This is a genomic window from Pedobacter sp. KBW06 (assembly GCF_003852525.1).
In the GTDB taxonomy this organism is placed as follows: domain Bacteria; phylum Bacteroidota; class Bacteroidia; order Sphingobacteriales; family Sphingobacteriaceae; genus Pedobacter.
In genome coordinates this window covers 242,491-261,725 of record NZ_QAJL01000001.1, presented here as the reverse complement: position 1 = coordinate 261,725, position 19,235 = coordinate 242,491, and the positions used below count along the sequence as shown (strand labels likewise).

The following is a 19,235-nucleotide window of genomic DNA, read 5'->3' as shown; positions in this document are numbered from 1 at the left end:
AAATAAACCAAAACATATGTTTGTCCAATTCAACAGAACTAAAATAATAAGGGGGGCCTTATTGTTATTCCTTACTTCGACTTTTTTTTTAATCTCTGCATCTAAAGCACAAAAACCATCTGCATTGCAGCTCTCGCAAATCAAAAGAGGCTATGGGATGTTCATCCATTTCGGACTGAATACCTTTAATGAAACGGAATGGTCTGACGGAAAACTGCCGGTTTCCTCTTATCAGCCGGATCAGCTGGACTGCGATCAATGGGTGAAAACCGCAAAAGAAGCAGGCTTCAGATATGTCATCCTGGTCACGAAACACCATGATGGATTCGCGCTCTGGAATAGTAAATACACGGATTATGATGTCGCCTCCTCTCCCGTAAAAACGGATGTCGTGGCTGAGGTGGCAAAAGCCTGTAAAAAATACGGCATAGAGCTTGGCCTGTACTATTCACTATGGGACAGACATGAACCTTCGCACAATGACCCGAATCCGGATGCTTATGTGAGCTTTATGAAAAACCAGCTCAGTGAATTGCTCAGCAATTACGGAGACATCTGCGAGCTCTGGTTTGATGGGGGATGGGCAAAGAAAGATGCCGACTGGAAACTGGCGGAAGTATACGCACACATCAAAAAGTTGCAACCGGGTTGCCTGGTTACTGTAAACCATACCATCGGAAAGAAGGACAACATTACCGCCATTCAGCAGCCACAGGATATGCAGGAAGGCGATCCTATCCGTTTCTGGCCGGTAGATTTCAGAACCAAAGATCCAAACCTGGCCAGATGGGATGATCCTAAATTATATAGCTACAATAACGGGAACCATTACCTGATCCTGGAACATACGCTTTGCCTTTCCGATCGCTGGAACTGGTTCCAGAAAAAAGCAATCCTGCCTGCCAGGGGTGTAGATGAACTGGAAGAGCTGTTTTACTGGACCACCGCAAATAACAACATCATGATTCTCAATGTTCCGCCTGATCAGCATGGCCGCATCAGAGCGCATGAAAGCGCCAGGATTATTGAACTGGCTGAGCGGATCGGAATTAAAGGTGGCAAAAAAACATTGCCCGGAGGCTATGAGAACCTGGCTTTTAATACAGCGATAAAAGCTTCCAGCACAGATACTGATCCTAAAAGAGGAGCAGAGAAGGCGAATGACTATAGCCTGGAAACCTGGTGGACTGCCGGAGATTCCGTTGCGACACTGGAGATGGACCTGAATAAAAAGTTCAACAGAATCACGATTATGGAGCAGCCGGAAATGAAGGCACTGACTGATGGGTTCTCTACCATCAGAAATTTTCATGTGCAGCATTTTTCTATAGAGGTCTTTGATGGCGACTGGAAGCCGGTTTATAAAGGAGATGAAATTGGCGCCTGTAAAATCATTACACTTCCCAAATATGGAAATGCTTCAAAGATCAGGTTAAACATTACTGCGTCCAATGGCATTCCTTCCATCAGCCATTTTGCCGTGTCAGATACGAAATCTAAAAGCTTAAGAAAGATCAATTATGGAAAATAAACCGTTTTTAAAGCTGGCGGTCATTGCAGCGATTTTCCTGCAATATGGTACCGTGTTCAGTCAGCAGAACAGGCAGAAACCAAACGTGATTTACATTTATGCGGACGACCTTGGTTACGCTGAAATCGGCCCCTATGGCCAAAAAAAGATCAAAACGCCAAATCTGGACAAAATGGCCAGACAGGGGATGAAGTTTAATAACCACTATACCGGTACGCCAGTTTGCGCCCCGGCCAGGGCAATGCTGATGACCGGTAAACATGGCGGTCACTCTTATATCCGGGGTAATTTTGAGTTGGGTGGATTTCCTGACAGTACGGAACGCGGACAAATGCCCTTGAAAGCAGGGACACTTACTGTTGCCCGTTTAATGCAGCAGGCAGGATATAAAACTGCTTTGGTGGGTAAATGGGGCCTGGGGATGAATGCTACAGAAGGTTCTCCATTGAAACAGGGCTTTGATTATTACTATGGTCTTCTGGACCAGAAACAAGCGCATAGTTTTTACCCGACCCATTTATGGGAAAATGAAAAATGGGATACCCTGGGCAATACTTTTATCAATGTCCATAAGCAGTTAGACTCGACAAAGGCGACGGATAAAGACTTTGATTATTATAAGGGAAAAGTTTACGCGCCGGAAAAAATGACGGAAAAGGCCCTTGCTTTTATCGATAAAAACAAAGAAAATCCTTTCTTTTTATACCTGCCTTATCCATTGCCGCACGTTTCTTTACAGGCGCCGGACCGGGACGTAAAAGAATACATCGGAAAGTTCAAAGAAAGACCTTATTATGGGCAGCAGGGCTATGCGGCAAACAAATATCCTTATTCCACCTATGCCGCCATGATTACCTTCCTGGATAAACAGGTAGGCCTCATTATGAAAAGACTGAAAGACCTGGGACTGGATGAAAATACCATCGTGATGTTCTCCAGTGATAACGGGACTACTTTTAACGGTGGCGTAAATGCGAAGTTCTTCAACAGTGTAGATGGGTTAAAAGGACTGAAGATGGATGTCTATGAAGGCGGAATCCGGGAGCCCTTCTTGGCCAGATGGCCGGGGAAAATCAAACCGGGATCCACCTCAAACCTGGTATCCGCACAATACGACCTGTTGGCTACCATGGCAGAACTCACCGGCCAAAAGCTGGAAGATACCGATGGCATTTCCTTTCTTCCTACCTTAACCGGAAAAGACGGCCAGCAGAAAAAGCATGAATACCTTTATTTCGAATTCCCTGAGAAAGGCGGACAACTGGCCATCAGGATGGGCGATTGGAAAGGAGTTCGGGTCAATTTGAAAAAAGATCCGCAAAGTCCATGGCAGCTCTTTAACCTGAAAACCGATCGTACTGAAAGTAAGGACGAGGCCGCCAACCACCCGGCAATCATCAAACAGTTTAATGAGATCGTAAAAAAAGAGCACCAGGACTCCCATGTGAAGGCCTGGAACTTTTTATAATATTATCCTTCCACCGCACCAACGGTAGGAGGAAGGGCCCTTAATACGCCATAATAATCATCTGTTAAATCTGCATCTGTAATGCCCGCCCCAATCAGCGGACTGTCGGATGCAGGTTTAAAAGAGATGAAATCAATTAACTTTGCCCCGGTATGATCTGCATAAACCAGGTTATTGGAAGAATCAGCACTGATGGGGCCATTACTTACCGTAGTACAATTGTATGGATGAATGGCTACCGAATCTTTAACTGTTACTTCAGCGCCGAACATTCCATAGATGTCTATTGCCGTTGAGGTGTATTCATTGCCGGCAGGCACACCGAGATTTGTTCCCATATCGACCGCAGTGATACCTAATGCCTTCCCATGACAGAAGGTGGTTCGGTTGGGCCACAGGAAACGATTAAAAGATTGAAATTCTGTAGCAGAATATTTCCTGCTTTTATAAGCGATAACATTTGAAACTACCGCTTCTGCAGGCACATTTCCCCTGGTAAATACCCATTGACAGGTCAGGTTACCATAATGTTCTGTCCCCTTTATGTGATGAATTTCCCCCCATCCCTGTGCAAATACAATTCTGGCATGATGGGTGGCAGTTGGGTTTACTTTATCAACGGTAATATTATATATTTCATAATTGTTGGCATTTCCGAGGGAGATCTGGCCCTCTCCTCCAATTAGCTTGATATCTCTGATCACCACATTCTCTATATATCCTCTGTCCGTACCGGTTTCATAATTCAGCTCTCCGCCAAGGTCTATTCCACCACCCCATTCAGGCGTATTGTCTGATATAAAGCGACATTTTTCAATCAACAATCCTGAAATTGCTTTTTTACCGGTATTCAGGTAATCCACATTGTGGGAGCCTAGCCTCATGCCCCGGTCCCAGACATTGACAAATTCCAGTCCGCGGATGGTAATGTTCTCATATCCTCCCATACTGTGAGTATCAATGTGGAACCTTTCCTGCGGTCCGGTAAACGTGTTTTTTAATCCATATTCCAAACCAGGGAAACTGGCGAAATCGAAAACTACATTTTTAACCGGCACATTTCCATTCAGGTTAAAGCCCCCTTCATTGATGATCACGAGCCCTTTGTTCTTTACATATATTACCCCGGCTCCTGAAAAGGTCACATTGCTCACGTCGATCCATTGGTAAGTCCCTGCCTGAATCTCTATCACATCATTTGCCTGAAGGGTAATGGGATTGCCATTCAGGCTCAGCTGATCGCCATCAATGGTCAGTGCACCTGTTCCCGTACCTACAGGAATGATTCTGCCGTTCTGACCTGCAGCATGCTCCAAAGCGCTGATCCGGGAAGCCAATAATTGCAGGGCATCCTGGAGATTGCCGGCCAGCAATCCATCAGTTCCGGCAGCTACGGTAATATCTGTTGAGGCGATTTCATTCAAAAGCCCATTACTTTCATTTTGTTCATTTATAAATGTGGTCATGTTAACTTTTTTACTTGAATAATTAAATTTGGTTTCTTGATTGGAATAAATATAAAATATCATTCTTGTAGTTACAATTAATTAACTGTTAAATCTTTGCTTAATATTTGACTTGTAATGGAAATGTCATTAATGGCAAAGCTGTACAATTGTTTGAATTTCATAATTATTGGTTTGAACTGAATACTTTGATTTTATGGGCAGGGGATAAATTTGCGGTGTAAAACACACACCATGCCTAAACCCTTATTATTTGTAATTACACTATTCGGCATTTTGACCCTTGGTACCCCTGGTGCAGATGCACAAATGCTCAAATTAAAAGATGCGATCAGTACTGCCCTGAATAATTACGGGAGCATCAAAGCAAAAGGGAATTATGTGAACGCTTCTGAAGCAGGCGTTCAGCAGGCACGCAGGGATTACCTGCCAAACCTGAGTTTATCCGCACAGCAGGACTACGGAACGATCAACGGACAAAACGGGCCTTCGTACGGTTTGGGTGGGTTGGGCGTTGCCTCCAGCGGACCATCTTTTGACCGTCAGAACTGGAATGCTGCTTTTGGCGCTTTATACCTGGCCAACGTAAACTGGGACTTCTTTACTTTTGGAAGGATAAAGGAGAAAATCAAAGTTGCTCAAACACTGCTCAAAAGAGATGCGAACGACCTGGCGCAGGAGAAATTTCAACATGAAATCAGAGTTTCAGCAGCTTACCTGAACCTTATCGCTGCCCAACGGCTTCGCAAATCACAAGAGCGAAACCTGGACCGGGCAATCACCTTTAAGAATACAGCAGTCATCAGGGCCAGCAACGGCCTGATTGCAGGTGTAGATTCTTCCCTGGCCAAGGCCGAAGTTTCCAGTGCTAAAATTGCCTTAACCAAGGCTAAGGATCTGGAACAGGAACAGGCAAACCGATTGGGCATATTGATGGGCATTACGGCAACAGATATGGTGCTGGATACGGCTTCCATTACCCGGGTTCCTTCGGTCCTGTATCAGGACAGCCTGCTGAATGAAAATGCCCATCCGCTGTTAAAGTACTACCGCAACAGGGTGGAACTGAGCAACGAACAGGCGAAATTATTCCGCAGATCTTATTATCCTACCTTTTCTTTATTCGGAGTGATGCAGGGCAGGGGATCAGGATTCAGTTCCGCCTATGCGCAAAATCAAAGCGCTTTTACTCAAAACTATGCCGATGGCATCAATCCGGTAAGAGGAAATTACCTGGTGGGTGTTGGAATGGTCTGGAACCTGACCAGCATACTGAGGACTCACCCTCAGGTAAGGGCACAGGAATACCTTTCCAAAGGGCTGCAAGATGAATATGAGCTGGTCGGGCAACAATTACAGGCACAGGTGGCCATCGCCGATGCTAAATTGAAAAATGCACTGAGCAATTATAACGAAGCACCGGTTCAGGTGAAGGCAGCTTCTGATGCTTACCTGCAAAAGAACACCTTGTATAAAAACGGACTCAGCACGATTGTAGACCTCACTCAGGCACTTTATACCCTCAACAGAGCAGAAACAGATCGGGACATTGCCTATACCAATGTATGGCAGGCCCTGCTGCTTAAATCTGCCGCACTTGGAAATTTTGACCTGTTTATCAACGAATTTTAATTAACCCTTACATGAATTTAATACGTTTCGCACTTAGAAAACCGATCTCCATTCTGGTACTTGTTGCCGGATTGTTCTTCTTCGGAATTGGTGCCATCAAAGATATCAAGGTAGATATTTTGCCTAAAATGAACCTTCCGGTCATTTATATCGCTCACCCTTTTGGCGGATATACACCTACACAGATGGAAGCTTATTTCGGAAAGCAATACATCAACATATTGCTTTTTGCCAGTGGAGTGAAAACCATTGAAACCAAAAATGTGCAGGGACTGATGCTGATGAAGCTGACTTATTATGAGGGAACAAATATGGCGCAGGCCGCCTCAGAGCTCAGTGCTTTGTCGAACAGGGCACAGGCGATTTTCCCGCCTGGTTCTCAGCCACCTTTTATCATCAGGTTTGATGCGTCCTCTCTTCCGGTCGGACAACTGGTCCTGAGTAGTCCCATACGCTCCAATAATGAGCTGCAGGATCTTGCCAATACGTATGTACGTGCTTCCTTTACCGCAATCCCCGGATTATTGTCGCCGGCACCATTTGGCGGAAACATCAGGACGATTGAGATCAATGTCGACCCCGGGTTATTGCGATCGCATAACATGACAGTAGACCAGGTGGTAGAGGCGATTAAGGTGAACAACCAAACGGCACCATCCGGGAATGTGCGCATGGGCAATCAAAACTACCTGACCCCAACAAATTATACGATTCAGAAAGTTAAAGAATTTGAAAATATTCCTTTGTTTAAAGGAGGGGTGCAAAACCTGTACCTGCGCGATGTGGCAGTAGTGAAAGATGGAGCTGATGCGACAGCTGGTTATGCGCTGATCAATGGGAAACGTTCTGTATACCTGAGTATTGCTAAATCAGGCGATGCCTCCACCTGGGATGTAGTGAGTAAGCTCAAAGAAGCCTTGCCGGCGATTCAGAATACCCTGCCGGAAGATGTTAAACTTTCCTATGAATTTGACCAGTCCGTATATGTGATCAATGCCGTGAAAAGTTTGATCAGTGAAGGGGTTATTGGTGCCCTGCTTACCGGTTTGATGGTGCTTCTGTTTCTTGGAGATAAACGGGCCGCATTAATTGTGATCCTGACCATCCCAACCTCCATTGTGGCGGGGGTGTTGTTTTTGAAGCTCTTCGGACAAACGATCAACATCATGTCCTTAAGCGGACTGGCATTGGCCATCGGTATTCTGGTTGACGAATCTACGGTGACGATTGAAAACATTCACCAGCATTTCGATATGGGCAAACCCAAGGCCCTTGCCATCTGGGACGCCTGTAAGGAGATCGCTTTTCCTAAATTATTGATCCTGTTTTGTATCCTGGCCGTATTTGCACCTGCATTTACCATGTCGGGCATTCCGGGAGCTTTATTCCTGCCGCTGGCCCTGGCCATCGGATTCTCGATGATTGTCTCGTTCTTCTTATCACAAACATTTGTACCGATCATGGCCAACTGGCTGATGGTGGCACATCCCAAGAAAGCGAAAGCACATGGTGCTGAGATCACAGAAGATGAAGCCGTATTCAAAGAAACCGGTTTGAGCCTGGAGTCCGAAAAGGATACTTTAAATCAAAAGAAAGTACTGGTAGAACGTGAAGATTTTAATAACGATGGTAAAATTTCTCTTTTTGAACGCTTCCGGAACCGTTTTATGCGCTTCCTCGACCGCATCATGCCGCACCGGAAAATCGTGGTCCTGGGTTATCTCGTGCTGATTGTCGGTGCTGCAGCCTTATTGCTGAGCAATATCGGAAGGGATGTTTTACCTAAAGTCAATTCCAGTCAGTTTCAATTGAGAATGCGTGCACCAGACGGGACGAGGTTAGAACGTACGGAAGAAAAGGTACAGGTGATCCTGAAAGAATTAAAAAACATCGTTGGCCCGGAACACTTGTCTATCTCTTCTGTATATGTTGGGCAACACCCTGCTTTATTCTCCGTAAACCCGATCTACCTGTTTATGGCTGGTCCGCACGAAGCTGTTTTTCAGGTGGGATTTAAGGATTACCATGAAGATATGGAAGAATTTAAAGATCAGCTGAGGGAAAGGGTGAAAAAGCTGGAACCTGATGTTAAACTTTCCTTTGAACCGATAGAACTCACGGATAAAGTGCTGAGCCAGGGCTCTCCAACACCGGTAGAAGTCCGCATTGCCGGGAAAAACAAAGCGCAGAATGAAGTGTATGCAAGAAAGGTCATGAAAGCCTTACAAACGATTCCTTATCTGCGGGATATTCAGTTGGCACAGGCCGTTAAATATCCTTCTCTGAACGTGAATATCGACCGGGTTAAAGCAGCACAGCTGGGCGTAGACCTGACCGATATTTCGAGATCTCTCGTGGCTTCCACTTCTTCCTCGAGATATACCGATAAAAATATCTGGATAGATGAAAAGATCAACCTGGCTTATAGTGTCCAGGTTCAGGTACCTTTTAACCAGATGAACAGCAAAGAAGATTTGGGAGAGATTCCTTTATTGAGAAATGTCAACCGGCCGGTATTGAGCGACGTGGCAACAATCACTTCTGATACCACTTACGGAGAGAACGACAATTTAGGGGCCATGCCTTACCTTTCCGTTACGGCAAATCTGAATAAAATGGATCTGGGTTCTGCAGCTAAAGATGTTCAAAAAGCAATTGCTTCAGTAGGGGAATTACCCAGGGGATTGATTGTACAGCCTGTCGGAATGATCAAAGTGCTGGACGAAACATTGGGTAGCCTGCAATCCGGACTTTTGGTGGCTATTGTCGTCATCTTTCTGATGCTTTCTGCCAATTTCCAATCCTTTAAAGTACCATTGGTGATCCTCACGACCGTACCCGCAGTGGTTTTGGGATCCCTGCTGTTGCTGAAGATCACCGGCTCTACGCTGAACCTTCAGTCCTATATGGGGATCATCATGTCGGTAGGGGTGTCTATTGCGAATGCAGTTTTACTCATCACCAACGCGGAACATTTGCGGTTGCACAATGGCAATGCACTGGAATCTGCCAGAGAAGCTGCGGCTTTAAGGATCAGGCCCATCATCATGACGAGTGTGGCTATGGTTGCAGGGATGTTGCCAATGGCGATTGGACATGGAGAAGGCGGAGATCAGGTTTCTCCTTTGGGGAGAGCAGTGATCGGAGGTTTGATCGCCTCTACCTTTGCCGTATTGATCATTCTGCCACTCGTATTTGCATGGGTACAGGGAAAGGTCTCTACAGCTTCGATCTCTTTAGATCCGGAGGATAAAGAGAGCAAACATTATATCAAAGGATTAGAAGATTAATTAATCAGGGGGCCAACCCCATAAAAATATACACCAATGAGAACAAACACCACAAGAAATGCCATGATCTTAACAGGAGGCTTAGCCCTGTTAACGATCATCAATGGTTGTACCGCCACCGCAAAGAAAGAAGCAGTTACGACAGAGAAAAAGCCGGAGATCGCTACATTTAAACTCGAAAAAGAAAAACTCTCTACGGCTTTACAATTGCCGGGAGAGCTGAGCGCTTTCCAGCAGGTAGACCTGTACGCAAAGGTGAGCAGCTTTGTGAAGACTTTAAAAGTTGATATCGGATCAGAAGTGACCAAAGGACAGCTGCTGATGACACTCGAGGCACCGGAAACCAATTCACAGCTTGCTGCTGCACAATCGAGGTTAAAAGCTCAGGAGGCCTTATATACCGCCAGCAAAGCAAATTACGACCGCTTATATGAAACGAGTAAAACTCCGGGGACGATCTCGAAAAATGACCTCGACCAGGCAGTTGCCCGCAGAAATTCGGACCTCGCACAGTTTGAAGCCGCAAAAGCTGCTTATAAAGAAGTGAGCAATATCCGGGATTACCTGGAAATACGTGCCCCTTTTAATGGCATCATCACAGCAAGGAATGTGAATTTAGGAGCTTATGTAGGCCCCTCAGGAAAAGGCTCTGAATTTCCGTTGTTCACCTTGCAGGAACAGAAAAACCTTCGCCTTGCGGTGTCCATACCAGAGGTGTATACGGGGTACCTGAAAGACGGACATGAGGTGACTTTTAGCGTGAAGTCCATGCCTGAAAAAACCTTTACCGCAAAAGTAAAACGCTTATCCGGAGCCCTGGATTTGCGCCTGCGATCAGAACGGGTGGAAATAGACGTGCCCAATACGGGTAAAGAGCTGTTGCCGGGAATGGTGGCCGAGGTTCATATTCCGCTCCCTGCAAACGCAAGTACTTTCACCGTTCCGAGAAAAGCTATTCTTGAAACCGCGGAGGGGATCTTTGTCTGGAAAGTCGTACAAAATAAAGCGGTAAAAGTAAACGTTAAAAAAGGAAGATTAACAGACGGTAAAACCGAGATTTTTGGCGAACTTAATGCTGGTGATGAAATTGTTACGGAACCATCTGAAGAACTTCGTGAAGGTAACGTGATCAAACCGTAATTTTATATAGTGATTAAAGTAATGTTAACCAAGAACCCTGATCTTCACTTAGCGAACAAGACGCAAAGTTTACAGGATTATTACGACTGGCTGAGGGTGATCCGTCCGGATATCAGTATTCCCAATTTAGATATGGTGAGTGATATCGGGCATTTTGGCGTGTTCAAAAGGTCTACCCACTGCACCTTAAATCCAACACCTTATAACCGCAGGGATTTTTATAAAATCTCCCTGATCATTGGCTCCGGAATTCTTCATTATCCAAATCAGCGGATAGAGGTAAACGGCAGGGCACTGTTGTTTACCAACCCAAATATTCCATACGCATGGGAATGTACTTCTGATACCCAATCCGGATATTTTTGCCTGTTTACAGAAAATTTCATCCATAAGAGAAACGAAAGCCTGAGGGAATCCCTGCTCTGGAGAATTCACGATTGCCCGATGATCAATATCAGTGAAGAACAGGAAAAGACCTTTATGGAGATCTTTGTGAAAATGATGGGAGAGTTGGATGGGGATTATGTCCATAAATATGAAATGCTGCGCAATTACATTCACCTTATCGTTCATGAAGCCTTGAAAGTAAGACCTGCAGATACTTATTTCAAAGAAAACAATGCCTCGGTCAGACTGACTTCCCTTTTTCTGGAATTGTTAGAACGACAGTTTCCGATCGGCTCCACGGATCACATTCTGGAACTCAAAACGGCTCATGACTTTGCACATAAACTTTCCGTACATGTGAATCATTTGAACCATGCCGTAAAAGAAGTAACGGGGAGAACCACTTCAGAACACATCTCAAAAAGAATTGCCACTGAAGCAGTCGCATTGTTGAAACATACAGAATGGAATGTTGCCCAGATCGCTTATTGCCTTGGTTTCGAATATCCGGCCAACTTTAACATCTTTTTCCGCAGACAAATGCAGGGAACGCCAAAATCATTTCGATAAGGTCAGGGGAGATAAGCAGCAGCCAGCCCCGGAGAAATGAAAAAATAAGCCTTCCTGCTTCTGATTATTGAAAGAATTATTCTTAATATTATAGAAAATTTAATAACCATGAAACAACTGATTACACTCGTGTTTTTTGCCTGTTTTGCAATCGCTGCACAGGCGCAGGAAAAAGTGAAAAAAGAAACTGTTGTCGCTGCTAAACAAAAGCCTCAGGTGGTAGAGACTGCCTGCGGGGAATGTAAGTTTGGCCTGGAAGGAAAAGAATGTGACCTTGCAGTACGCATAGACGGACATGCTTATTTTGTGGATGGAACGAGCATTGATGACCATGGTGATGCCCATGCCAAAGATGGCTTTTGCAACAAAATCAGAAAAGCAGAGGTGACAGGAAAAGTTGTTGATGGCAGGTTCAAAGCCACTTCTTTCAAATTATTGAAAGACAAAAAATAAGCAAACAACTTACACTAATTATATTTATGGGATTATTTTCGGCCCTGATGGGCAATGCGGGAATTGTAAAGAATGATCAGCTAAATAAAGATTTTAGCAAATTACTGGTAGAAGGAGAGGAGATCGAGCTGGGCTTTAAGCTGATTCGTGATACTTTCATCTTTACTTCAAAAAGACTGATCCTGGTAGATGTTCAGGGATTAACAGGCAGTAAAGTAGAATACATGTCGGTTTCTTATAAAAGCATCTCCCGCTTCAGTGTAGAAAATTCAGGTACTTTCGACCTGGATGCAGAGCTTAAAATCTGGATTTCAGGTGAAGCACTGCCGAGCATCAGAAAGAAATTTAACAAGTCGGTCAATGTATTTGATGTGCAAAATGTATTGGCTTTTCATGTGCTTAGGTAGTCTTTAACCGGTTTATCCGGCATTCCATCAAGGATGCCGGATCGCTTAATAGGAAGAAGCCAGTTTTACAAAAGTGCCCTGCCAATCGGCTTTTCCTTTATTTTTTCCCAACCTCACAATGATCAGGTTTTTTGCCGGATTAACATAAATGTATTGTCCCAAAATCCCTGCGGCCATAAAATCACCTTTCTTCGTAGGAAGCCACCACTGATATTGATAATAGGAAGCACTTCCTTTGCTGGTATCTATTTTGGTGGATTGCTTTACCCAGCTTTCAGATACGATCTGCCGGCCGTTCCAGTTTCCTTTATTCAGGTAAAGTCTGCCGATTTTAGCAAAATCTCTGGCCCTTGCATTAATACAGCAAAATGTTTTTTCGAGTCCGTTTTTCTTCCTGTCCAGACTCCAGCTGGCATCATATTCCATTCCCAAAGGTTGCCATAGCTTCTCCTGAAGGTAAGCGGTAATGGTTTTTGTCTTTAATGCCCTTTCCAGCGCCAGTCCCAGGATCTGAGGATTGCCACTTACGTATTCAAATGCGGTTCCCGGTGCTCTTTTTAATTTCAGCTGAGTGGTCGCTTTTCTGAGGTTGGTGCCATAATAAAAGGTGGCTACTTCTCCGAAAGGGTTGCTATAACCTTCATTAAATTCCAGCCCTGAGGTCATTTGTAAGAGGTGTTCCAGGCTGACTTTATCAAAGCCGTTTTCTTTTAATTCAGGAATGTAATTGGTAACCGGTTCGTCGACTGATTTAATCAGACCATCATCAATTGCACAACCGATCAGGATAGAAAGCACAGATTTCGCCATAGAAAAGGAGGGGACAATGGCTGCCTGATCATAGCCTTTGAAATATTTTTCATATTGAATGGTGTCATTCTTAATGATCATAAATGCAACGGTATTGTTGTCCTCCAGGTATTGATCAAAAGGAACTTCTCCCTGTTTGTCTGGATTGATGTTTTTTGGAAACCTCCCTTTTTCTGTCTGATGGAAAACGAATTTCGGCCCATCATTATGCAATGGCCGGGAAGGGAACTTTTTATAATCTCCGATATCCGCGAAATTGTAATAGACAAAACGGGCAACTTTACAGGAAGCAATGCCTCCGATAATAAAAATAAGGGCAATCAGGAAGAGCTGTTTGTTCTGAGGTTTTTTGATAAACATTGTGTCGGTTTGGTTTTATTTATTCCGAAAAGCCAGAAACCTCTTGTCGTTTAGGAATAAATAAGCTTATTTGGTGTCGGTTAATTAGGATATATCAATTATAATAAAATTAGATGATAAACTCAAAAGAGAGCTATTGAGGCTATACCCGGTAAATCAGATGGATGCCCCGATTTTAGCTGCTGGCAAGCTCCTTTTCCATTTCCAATAAGATGACCTCTTTTAAAGGAACGCCAAACCTATGGTGTTCTACAGGAAAAGGGAAGCTTTTACCCGTCAGCACGTAGGCTCTTCTTTCGTAAAATGCGATTAATTCATCCCTGCCCTCGATCACCGTCAGGTTAATTGCGGTACAGTCTTCCGCCTTTCCATGCAGCTCAGCAGCTTGTAATAAAATCTTTCCGATTCCAGCTGCCTGAAGTTTAGGATGAACGGCAAACATACCCAGATGAAGCTTGTTCTGCTTTTTATGTAAATTAACACAGCCAATGATCTGCTGATTTTCATCGGTATATTTTAAAATGCAGATGTCTGGATTGGTAAGGTATGCACTTAGGGCTTCCTCATCGACCCTGATTTCTCCTGCGATAAAGGAACTCTCATCAGTCCATCCCTTTTTTGACGATTCGCCACGGTACGTGACATTCACTAACGTTAATAATTCTGCTAAATCAGCAATGGAAGATTTCGAAACGGACATGGTATTCATCAGCAGCAAAAGTCCTTATTTTTTCTGGAAAACACCAGCTACATTTCTAAAAATCAACTATTATTATGTCAGCAGGTCCAGAAATAGATCGCATAAGTTCTGGGGTCCTGAAAATAATCACCATACAGGCAGACATTGCCATCCCATAGCGTAAAATGTCCTGATGCCGCGGACCCCGGCCTGTCTGCCCCAAATTTAGCTTTGAAGCAGATGATCCCTGTCTTTCCGTAAATGGTCCTTTTGAATTGGCTGAGCTGCCCTGTAGTCAGCATGGTCTGACGTGGTTCCAGCAGTACTTTATGATCCGGTTGTTTGTACTTGTGGTTCACATAGTCGAAGAATTCGTTTACGCGAAAGCAATAGCGCTTTTTATCGGCACCATAGGTGGTCTCAAAAGCATTCACATACTTATAGGTTCTGGGAATGGCATGCAGGCTATCTCTCTGAATCTTATCTTTACTGAGTTTATCAAAATCAATCGATTTTGGAATTACTTTCCATGAAGGTGTAGGCCACTGATCAAAGGGAATAGCTGGATCGCCGAGATAGTTAAAAGCTTTACTCATTCTGATCACACAGCCATTATCCATTAATACGGAATTAACGCCGCCGCCAATCGAACTTAACAGCGCCTGATGTTCGACCACAGGATAGTTGACACGTAATTCTGAGAATGGAGGAAGAGAGATGCCCATTTTAGCGTTTTTTTAATAAACTATCGATATATTTTGAGTTGTTCACAGTTGCGTTATCTTCCACTACGCTGTAATGCAGGTTTTTGTCTTCAAAATGTTCAAGTGGTTTTTTATGGTGATAAAGGAACACAATAACCGTATCTGTGGGATTGCTGCTAAAGTTTCTTTCTGACCTTCCTGCATAATCAAGGAATTGAGTTGTTTTTAGCTTTCCTTTATACACTTTCAATACTTGTGTTCTATAGACCTTTACATTGTATTTAAAAGTATCAACCTTTAAAAACCTCACCCTGACAATATCCGTTGCCTTCGACTGGATATCTTTGTAAAAAGATTCAGGAAGATGGACTGTTTCCGCAACAGGCTGTGGGGTAGTTTGTTTTTTTATTAAACTGTCTTTCTGAACAATTGAACTATCTTTCCGGGCAGTATCCTGATTGCTTTTAGCATCCTGACCTTCTCCTCTGCAGGAAGATAAAGACAAAAAACTTAAAATGACGACAACTACTTTAACAATCATTTTGGTATGATATGGTTTAAACTGGCTTTGCATCATCATAAATAGCTGTCCTTTTTTTGAATAGAATGATTTTCCTTATCCTGCAAAAATAGTACCATTATTTATTTTTACTTAATGGAAATGGTGTTGAGGGAAATTAACGACATCTTTTTTCTCAAATGAGCCATAGTTGCACCTATCTGCACAAACTATCTCCTCACAATCAGTAAATGGGCTTACATTTGTCCAAAACCTGAAAAAGAGAAAAAAGATGGAGGTATTGGATAGAATTCAACCACTATAATTACGCCCTGCTTTTTAACTGTGTTCTATTTGCTGAGCTCGAGGTTATCAAGCGTTGGTTTTTGGGCTTCCCGTTTTTTGATTAAAGTGGTCATCTTCACGAAATTCACTTCATCCCAGTAATCCCATTTCACTGAAGACAGGTCATGCTCCCGTTCATACATACGCAATTGTTTAGTCATTCCACCAGCAATCAGATGATACTGGCTTAGGTCTTTAACCGGATATTTCATGGTTTTCCATGGAACATGAGGATAATCCCGCATGATGAGCTGTCCTATCCCTGCCGTGGCAATAAAGGTGTCATTGGGATTAACAGTTCCGTTAGCACTTGTTTTACCCGTATGTGAATTGGACGAGGATGAGGTCAGGAACTTTCCAGAATCTGTTTTTAAATATACCGAACAGGTAAACCGATAGAGTGTATCCTTTGATAGGTTTTTAAATTCAGCAAAAATAGTAGGCTCTCCGTTCACCAGGTCAATTTTAACCAGGCTTCCTTTCAACATATCTAACTCTTTTGTTAACGCAACTTCCTGGGCCTTTCTGCCGGCAAGATCGGCCATGTCTTTTTTCAAACCGGCAATTTCCATTTTATGGCTCTCTGCCAGGTATTGTTCTGCTATATCAACTACATTATCGTAACTTTTACCATTCACCATCTCCAGGACAATTTCATTAAAAGATTTGTCCTTATCTTCCTCCGGATGATCAAATTTATGTTTCATAGCTGATGCAGTGATGACCCTTAAAGCGACTTCAAATCTTTTTTGATCTTCTGTACTAAGCTTACTTTTTACTTTTTCAGCAGAGGCTTTGAACTTTTCCTCAGAACTGCCGTCAATTTTTTCTGAACAGCTGGATAAAAATAACAGCAGAATACTGCTGATTATAACTAATTTCTTCATTAGGTGAATTTTTGTCTTTTAAGCGTTTGTTTTTTAAAGATCTGTTTTTTTGTTTAAAAATAACCTGTTAGATGAATTGATTTAAGAAAGTTATGAAGTTAAATGGCACAATCGGAAAGAAGTCCGGATCTCCTGAGTGAAAAATATGCAAACCCTTTGTAGGCTGAATTTATTAATGAGGATGAAATTGTGCGACTAATCACTGAGAAATTCAATGGTGCTGTAGAGAGTGATCGGAGATTAGTGGTGTTGAATTTCTCTGTATGGAACCCAAACCGGAAAACTATATCATCAACAGTGGAATCTATAGCTATGTTGGACCTGTGATGATGGTCCTGGGCTTATTGGGGATAGTAATTTTGACATTGTTATAAAAAAAATAGCCGGAATAATTACGATTATTCCGGCTACAACTAATTGAGATAAATCTGTTTTTTTAGAAAGTGAAGCGGACACCTAAACCGAAATCACCACCCCAAAATTCGGTGTCCGGAGTGAATTGAAGCGCAGGAATCCAGTCCAACGACAAGTTAATCGGCGCATTCTTGATTTTATAATCCAATCCTAAAACACCATTTGCCGACAAGTATACATCGCTGCCACCACCGTGTTTTATTTTGTAAGCACCAACCGTTGCTCCGCCACCATAAAACCAGTTAAGGCCATCCGCACCTTTTATAGGATTGTAAACTTCGTATAAACCGGTCAGGTTCATATAAGTCACACCGCTATTGCTTCTGAAATTTCCAATTAATTCCAGCATTGCGCCTTTGTTAAGCGCTGTTTTAAAACTTACCCCATTGGCATTACCAAAACGGCCACCAATTGCATGTTTGTAATCCTGAGCATTAGCATTGCTCATGGTAAATAAAGCCGCAACAACGGTAAAAGAAAAAAGTAGTTTTTTAAAGGTCATTATGTGTTTGTTTAATGTTTCTTTAGCTGCAAAGAGGCTAAGGTTATTTTGATTCCGACAAAGCTAAAAATGCAACTGCTGACTTACAATCGTGGAAAACCAGTAGTTTTTCCTACTGGTTTCCAGGTATAGCGACAGGTATCAAGACAGATATAGCAACAACATCAGCCCCACATGCTCCGCGAATAAGAAACGAGGAAAAATCAAGAACCGCTGTTAACAACATGAACTTTTTCTAACTTTGAGACAACACCTTAAAATCACCACATATGTTTCATAAAAACGAATATATAGAAAGAAGAAAACAACTCGCCGCACAATTCAGCACGGGAATCCTGCTCTTTTTAGGAAACGAAGAGAGTCCGATGAACTTCTTTGACAACACCTATCATTTCAGACAAGACAGTACTTTTCTTTATTACTTTGGGATTCAGGAACCAGGATTGAACGCCATTATCGATATCGACGAAGATAAAGTGGTCCTTTTTGGGGATGAGATGAGCATCGATGCCATCGTATGGATGGGCAGACAAAAGACGCTTGCTGCAAAAGCAGACGACGCTGGAATTACCAACGTTTCTCCATCTTCAGCACTCGAAAGCTACCTTGCTAAAAATAAAAGAAAAGTTCATTTCTTACCCCCATACCGTGCCGAAGCCAAAATCAAACTGGCAGACTTACTGGACCTTAAACAAAGCCAGCTGAGCGCTGAGGTTTCTGTACCCTTCATTAAAGCAGTTGTAGCGCAGCGTTCTATCAAATCAGCAGTAGAACTGGTAGAGCTTGATAAAGCTTCTGAGATCTCTGCAGACATGCACCTGATGGCCATGCAAATCGCAAGACCTGGCATGACCGAAAACGAAATTGCAGCTGCGGTTCACCAGGTGGCACTAAAGTCAGGCGGACAACTTTCTTACCCGATAATTTTAAGTGTTCAGGGACATATCCTGCACAACCATTACCATGGCAATACTTTAAAGGAAGGGGATATGGTCTTAAACGATTCAGGTGCGGAAACCCCAATGGGCTATGCCGGCGATCTTACCCGTACTTTTCCGGCAGGAAAGAAATTCCTTCCGGCACAAAAAGAAGCTTATAACATTGTACTCAACGCGTACAATGAAGGGGTAAATGCACTGAAACCAGGAGTTCGTTATCTCGATATCCATAATAAATCCTGCCTCAGCCTTGCTGAAGGATTAAAATCTCTAGGCCTGATGAAAGGGAACCTGGAAGATGCGGTCGCTCAAGGGGCACATACCTTGTTCTTCCAATGTGGAACCGGTCACATGATGGGGCTTGATGTTCACGATATGGAAAATCTTGGCGAACAATACGTAGGATATACAGAAGAATTGAAAAAGAACACCACTCAATTCGGACTGAAATCTCTGAGGTTAGGGAAAGCCCTGGAAGCAGGTTATGTCCTGACCGTAGAACCCGGACTTTACTTTATTCCCGAACTGATTGACCAGTGGAAAGAAAGCAATCACCTGTCAGAATATATCAATTATGATAAAGTAGAGGAATATAGAAACTTTGGTGGAATTAGGGTAGAAGATGATTATGTCATCACCGATGAAGGTTCCCGTAAGCTGGGTAAAGACCTGGCGATCTCTGTAGAAGACGTAGAGGCCATAAGAGCCAACGCTTATTAAAATTATTTACCGGATGCACAAAAATGCATCCGG

At 43.2% G+C, this 19,235-nt stretch carries 16 protein-coding genes; 9 read left to right on the top strand and 7 right to left on the bottom strand.

Annotated elements, in window-relative coordinates; translation table 11 throughout:
- Nucleotides 1–16: 16 nt before the first annotated feature.
- Entirely contained in the window at nt 17–1,531 is a 1,515-nt protein-coding gene (locus DBR43_RS00960; RefSeq protein WP_124577056.1) for an alpha-L-fucosidase, read from the top strand.
- Entirely contained in the window at nt 1,521–2,999 is a 1,479-nt protein-coding gene (locus DBR43_RS00955; protein WP_124577054.1) for an arylsulfatase, read from the top strand. The genes DBR43_RS00960 and DBR43_RS00955 overlap by 11 nt, the downstream gene beginning before the upstream one ends.
- A 2-nt stretch (nt 3,000–3,001) precedes the next feature.
- Here DBR43_RS00955 and DBR43_RS00950 read toward each other — a convergent pair whose 3' ends face one another.
- Nucleotides 3,002–4,465, bottom strand: a complete 1,464-nt coding sequence (locus DBR43_RS00950; protein ID WP_124577052.1) for a hypothetical protein — start codon at nt 4,463–4,465, stop codon at nt 3,002–3,004.
- A gap of 234 nt (nt 4,466–4,699) precedes the next feature.
- On the opposite strand from DBR43_RS00950, the gene DBR43_RS00945 reads away from it, so the two are divergent.
- The 6 genes from DBR43_RS00945 (at nt 4,700) to DBR43_RS00920 (ending at nt 12,344) form a co-directional block, all read left to right on the top strand.
- On the top strand, nt 4,700–6,097 hold the full coding sequence (locus DBR43_RS00945) for a TolC family protein (protein ID WP_124577050.1): 1,398 nt from the start codon (nt 4,700–4,702) through the stop codon (nt 6,095–6,097).
- Nucleotides 6,098–6,108: 11 nt separating this feature from the next.
- Nucleotides 6,109–9,387, top strand: a complete 3,279-nt coding sequence (locus DBR43_RS00940) for an efflux RND transporter permease subunit (protein ID WP_124577048.1) — start codon at nt 6,109–6,111, stop codon at nt 9,385–9,387.
- 36 nt (nt 9,388–9,423) lie between these two features.
- The gene (locus DBR43_RS00935; protein WP_124577046.1) at nt 9,424–10,527 is read left to right on the top strand and encodes an efflux RND transporter periplasmic adaptor subunit; all 1,104 of its coding nucleotides are present in this window, start codon (nt 9,424–9,426) and stop codon (nt 10,525–10,527) included.
- 21 nt (nt 10,528–10,548) lie between these two features.
- A complete protein-coding gene (locus DBR43_RS00930) occupies nt 10,549–11,484 on the top strand; it encodes a helix-turn-helix domain-containing protein (RefSeq protein ID WP_124577044.1) in 936 nt (311 codons plus the stop codon).
- A 108-nt stretch (nt 11,485–11,592) separates the two neighbouring features.
- Nucleotides 11,593–11,937: a DUF6370 family protein gene (locus DBR43_RS00925; protein WP_124577042.1), complete on the top strand. Its 345-nt coding sequence runs from the start codon at nt 11,593–11,595 to the stop codon at nt 11,935–11,937.
- 26 nt (nt 11,938–11,963) lie between these two features.
- Complete coding sequence (locus DBR43_RS00920; protein ID WP_124577040.1) at nt 11,964–12,344, top strand: PH domain-containing protein; 381 nt, start codon at nt 11,964–11,966, stop codon at nt 12,342–12,344.
- A 45-nt stretch (nt 12,345–12,389) separates the two neighbouring features.
- Here DBR43_RS00920 and DBR43_RS00915 read toward each other — a convergent pair whose 3' ends face one another.
- From DBR43_RS00915 to DBR43_RS00890, 6 genes are all read right to left on the bottom strand, one after another.
- Entirely contained in the window at nt 12,390–13,514 is a 1,125-nt protein-coding gene (locus tag DBR43_RS00915; RefSeq protein ID WP_124577038.1) for a serine hydrolase domain-containing protein, read from the bottom strand.
- A gap of 175 nt (nt 13,515–13,689) precedes the next feature.
- Complete coding sequence (locus DBR43_RS00910) at nt 13,690–14,214, bottom strand: GNAT family N-acetyltransferase (RefSeq protein WP_199756925.1); 525 nt, start codon at nt 14,212–14,214, stop codon at nt 13,690–13,692.
- 77 nt (nt 14,215–14,291) lie between these two features.
- Complete coding sequence (locus DBR43_RS00905) at nt 14,292–14,918, bottom strand: T6SS effector amidase Tae4 family protein (RefSeq protein WP_124577034.1); 627 nt, start codon at nt 14,916–14,918, stop codon at nt 14,292–14,294.
- A gap of 1 nt (nt 14,919) precedes the next feature.
- Nucleotides 14,920–15,477, bottom strand: a complete 558-nt coding sequence (locus DBR43_RS00900; protein ID WP_124577032.1) for a hypothetical protein — start codon at nt 15,475–15,477, stop codon at nt 14,920–14,922.
- Between the two features lie 269 nt (nt 15,478–15,746).
- Nucleotides 15,747–16,628 carry a DUF6694 family lipoprotein gene (locus tag DBR43_RS00895; RefSeq protein ID WP_124577030.1) on the bottom strand — a complete coding sequence of 294 codons (882 nt, stop codon included), beginning with the start codon at nt 16,626–16,628 and terminating at the stop codon, nt 15,747–15,749.
- A gap of 436 nt (nt 16,629–17,064) precedes the next feature.
- The gene (locus DBR43_RS00890; protein ID WP_124577028.1) at nt 17,065–17,544 is read right to left on the bottom strand and encodes a hypothetical protein; all 480 of its coding nucleotides are present in this window, start codon (nt 17,542–17,544) and stop codon (nt 17,065–17,067) included.
- Between the two features lie 269 nt (nt 17,545–17,813).
- Here DBR43_RS00890 and DBR43_RS00885 point away from each other — a divergent pair, with 269 nt between their 5' ends.
- Nucleotides 17,814–19,202, top strand: coding sequence for an aminopeptidase P family protein (locus DBR43_RS00885; protein WP_124577026.1), 1,389 nt, complete (start codon nt 17,814–17,816; stop codon nt 19,200–19,202).
- Nucleotides 19,203–19,235: the final 33 nt, after the last annotated feature.

Excerpts from the sequence above, each read along its gene's own strand:
- DBR43_RS00910 (WP_199756925.1), bottom strand. The coding sequence starts at position 14,214 with ATGTCCGTTTCGAAATCTTCCATTGCTGATTTAGCAGAATTATTAACG.
- DBR43_RS00895 (WP_124577030.1), bottom strand. The coding sequence starts at position 16,628 with ATGAAGAAATTAGTTATAATCAGCAGTATTCTGCTGTTATTTTTATCC.
- DBR43_RS00920 (WP_124577040.1), top strand. The coding sequence starts at position 11,964 with ATGGGATTATTTTCGGCCCTGATGGGCAATGCGGGAATTGTAAAGAAT.
- DBR43_RS00945 (WP_124577050.1), top strand. The coding sequence starts at position 4,700 with ATGCCTAAACCCTTATTATTTGTAATTACACTATTCGGCATTTTGACC.
- DBR43_RS00905 (WP_124577034.1), bottom strand. The coding sequence starts at position 14,918 with ATGGGCATCTCTCTTCCTCCATTCTCAGAATTACGTGTCAACTATCCT.
- DBR43_RS00890 (WP_124577028.1), bottom strand. The coding sequence starts at position 17,544 with ATGACCTTTAAAAAACTACTTTTTTCTTTTACCGTTGTTGCGGCTTTA.
- DBR43_RS00940 (WP_124577048.1), top strand. The coding sequence starts at position 6,109 with ATGAATTTAATACGTTTCGCACTTAGAAAACCGATCTCCATTCTGGTA.
- DBR43_RS00925 (WP_124577042.1), top strand. The coding sequence starts at position 11,593 with ATGAAACAACTGATTACACTCGTGTTTTTTGCCTGTTTTGCAATCGCT.
- DBR43_RS00885 (WP_124577026.1), top strand. The coding sequence starts at position 17,814 with ATGTTTCATAAAAACGAATATATAGAAAGAAGAAAACAACTCGCCGCA.
- DBR43_RS00930 (WP_124577044.1), top strand. The coding sequence starts at position 10,549 with ATGTTAACCAAGAACCCTGATCTTCACTTAGCGAACAAGACGCAAAGT.
- DBR43_RS00955 (WP_124577054.1), top strand. The coding sequence starts at position 1,521 with ATGGAAAATAAACCGTTTTTAAAGCTGGCGGTCATTGCAGCGATTTTC.
- DBR43_RS00900 (WP_124577032.1), bottom strand. The coding sequence starts at position 15,477 with ATGATGATGCAAAGCCAGTTTAAACCATATCATACCAAAATGATTGTT.
- DBR43_RS00960 (WP_124577056.1), top strand. The coding sequence starts at position 17 with ATGTTTGTCCAATTCAACAGAACTAAAATAATAAGGGGGGCCTTATTG.
- DBR43_RS00950 (WP_124577052.1), bottom strand. The coding sequence starts at position 4,465 with ATGACCACATTTATAAATGAACAAAATGAAAGTAATGGGCTTTTGAAT.
- DBR43_RS00935 (WP_124577046.1), top strand. The coding sequence starts at position 9,424 with ATGAGAACAAACACCACAAGAAATGCCATGATCTTAACAGGAGGCTTA.
- DBR43_RS00915 (WP_124577038.1), bottom strand. The coding sequence starts at position 13,514 with ATGTTTATCAAAAAACCTCAGAACAAACAGCTCTTCCTGATTGCCCTT.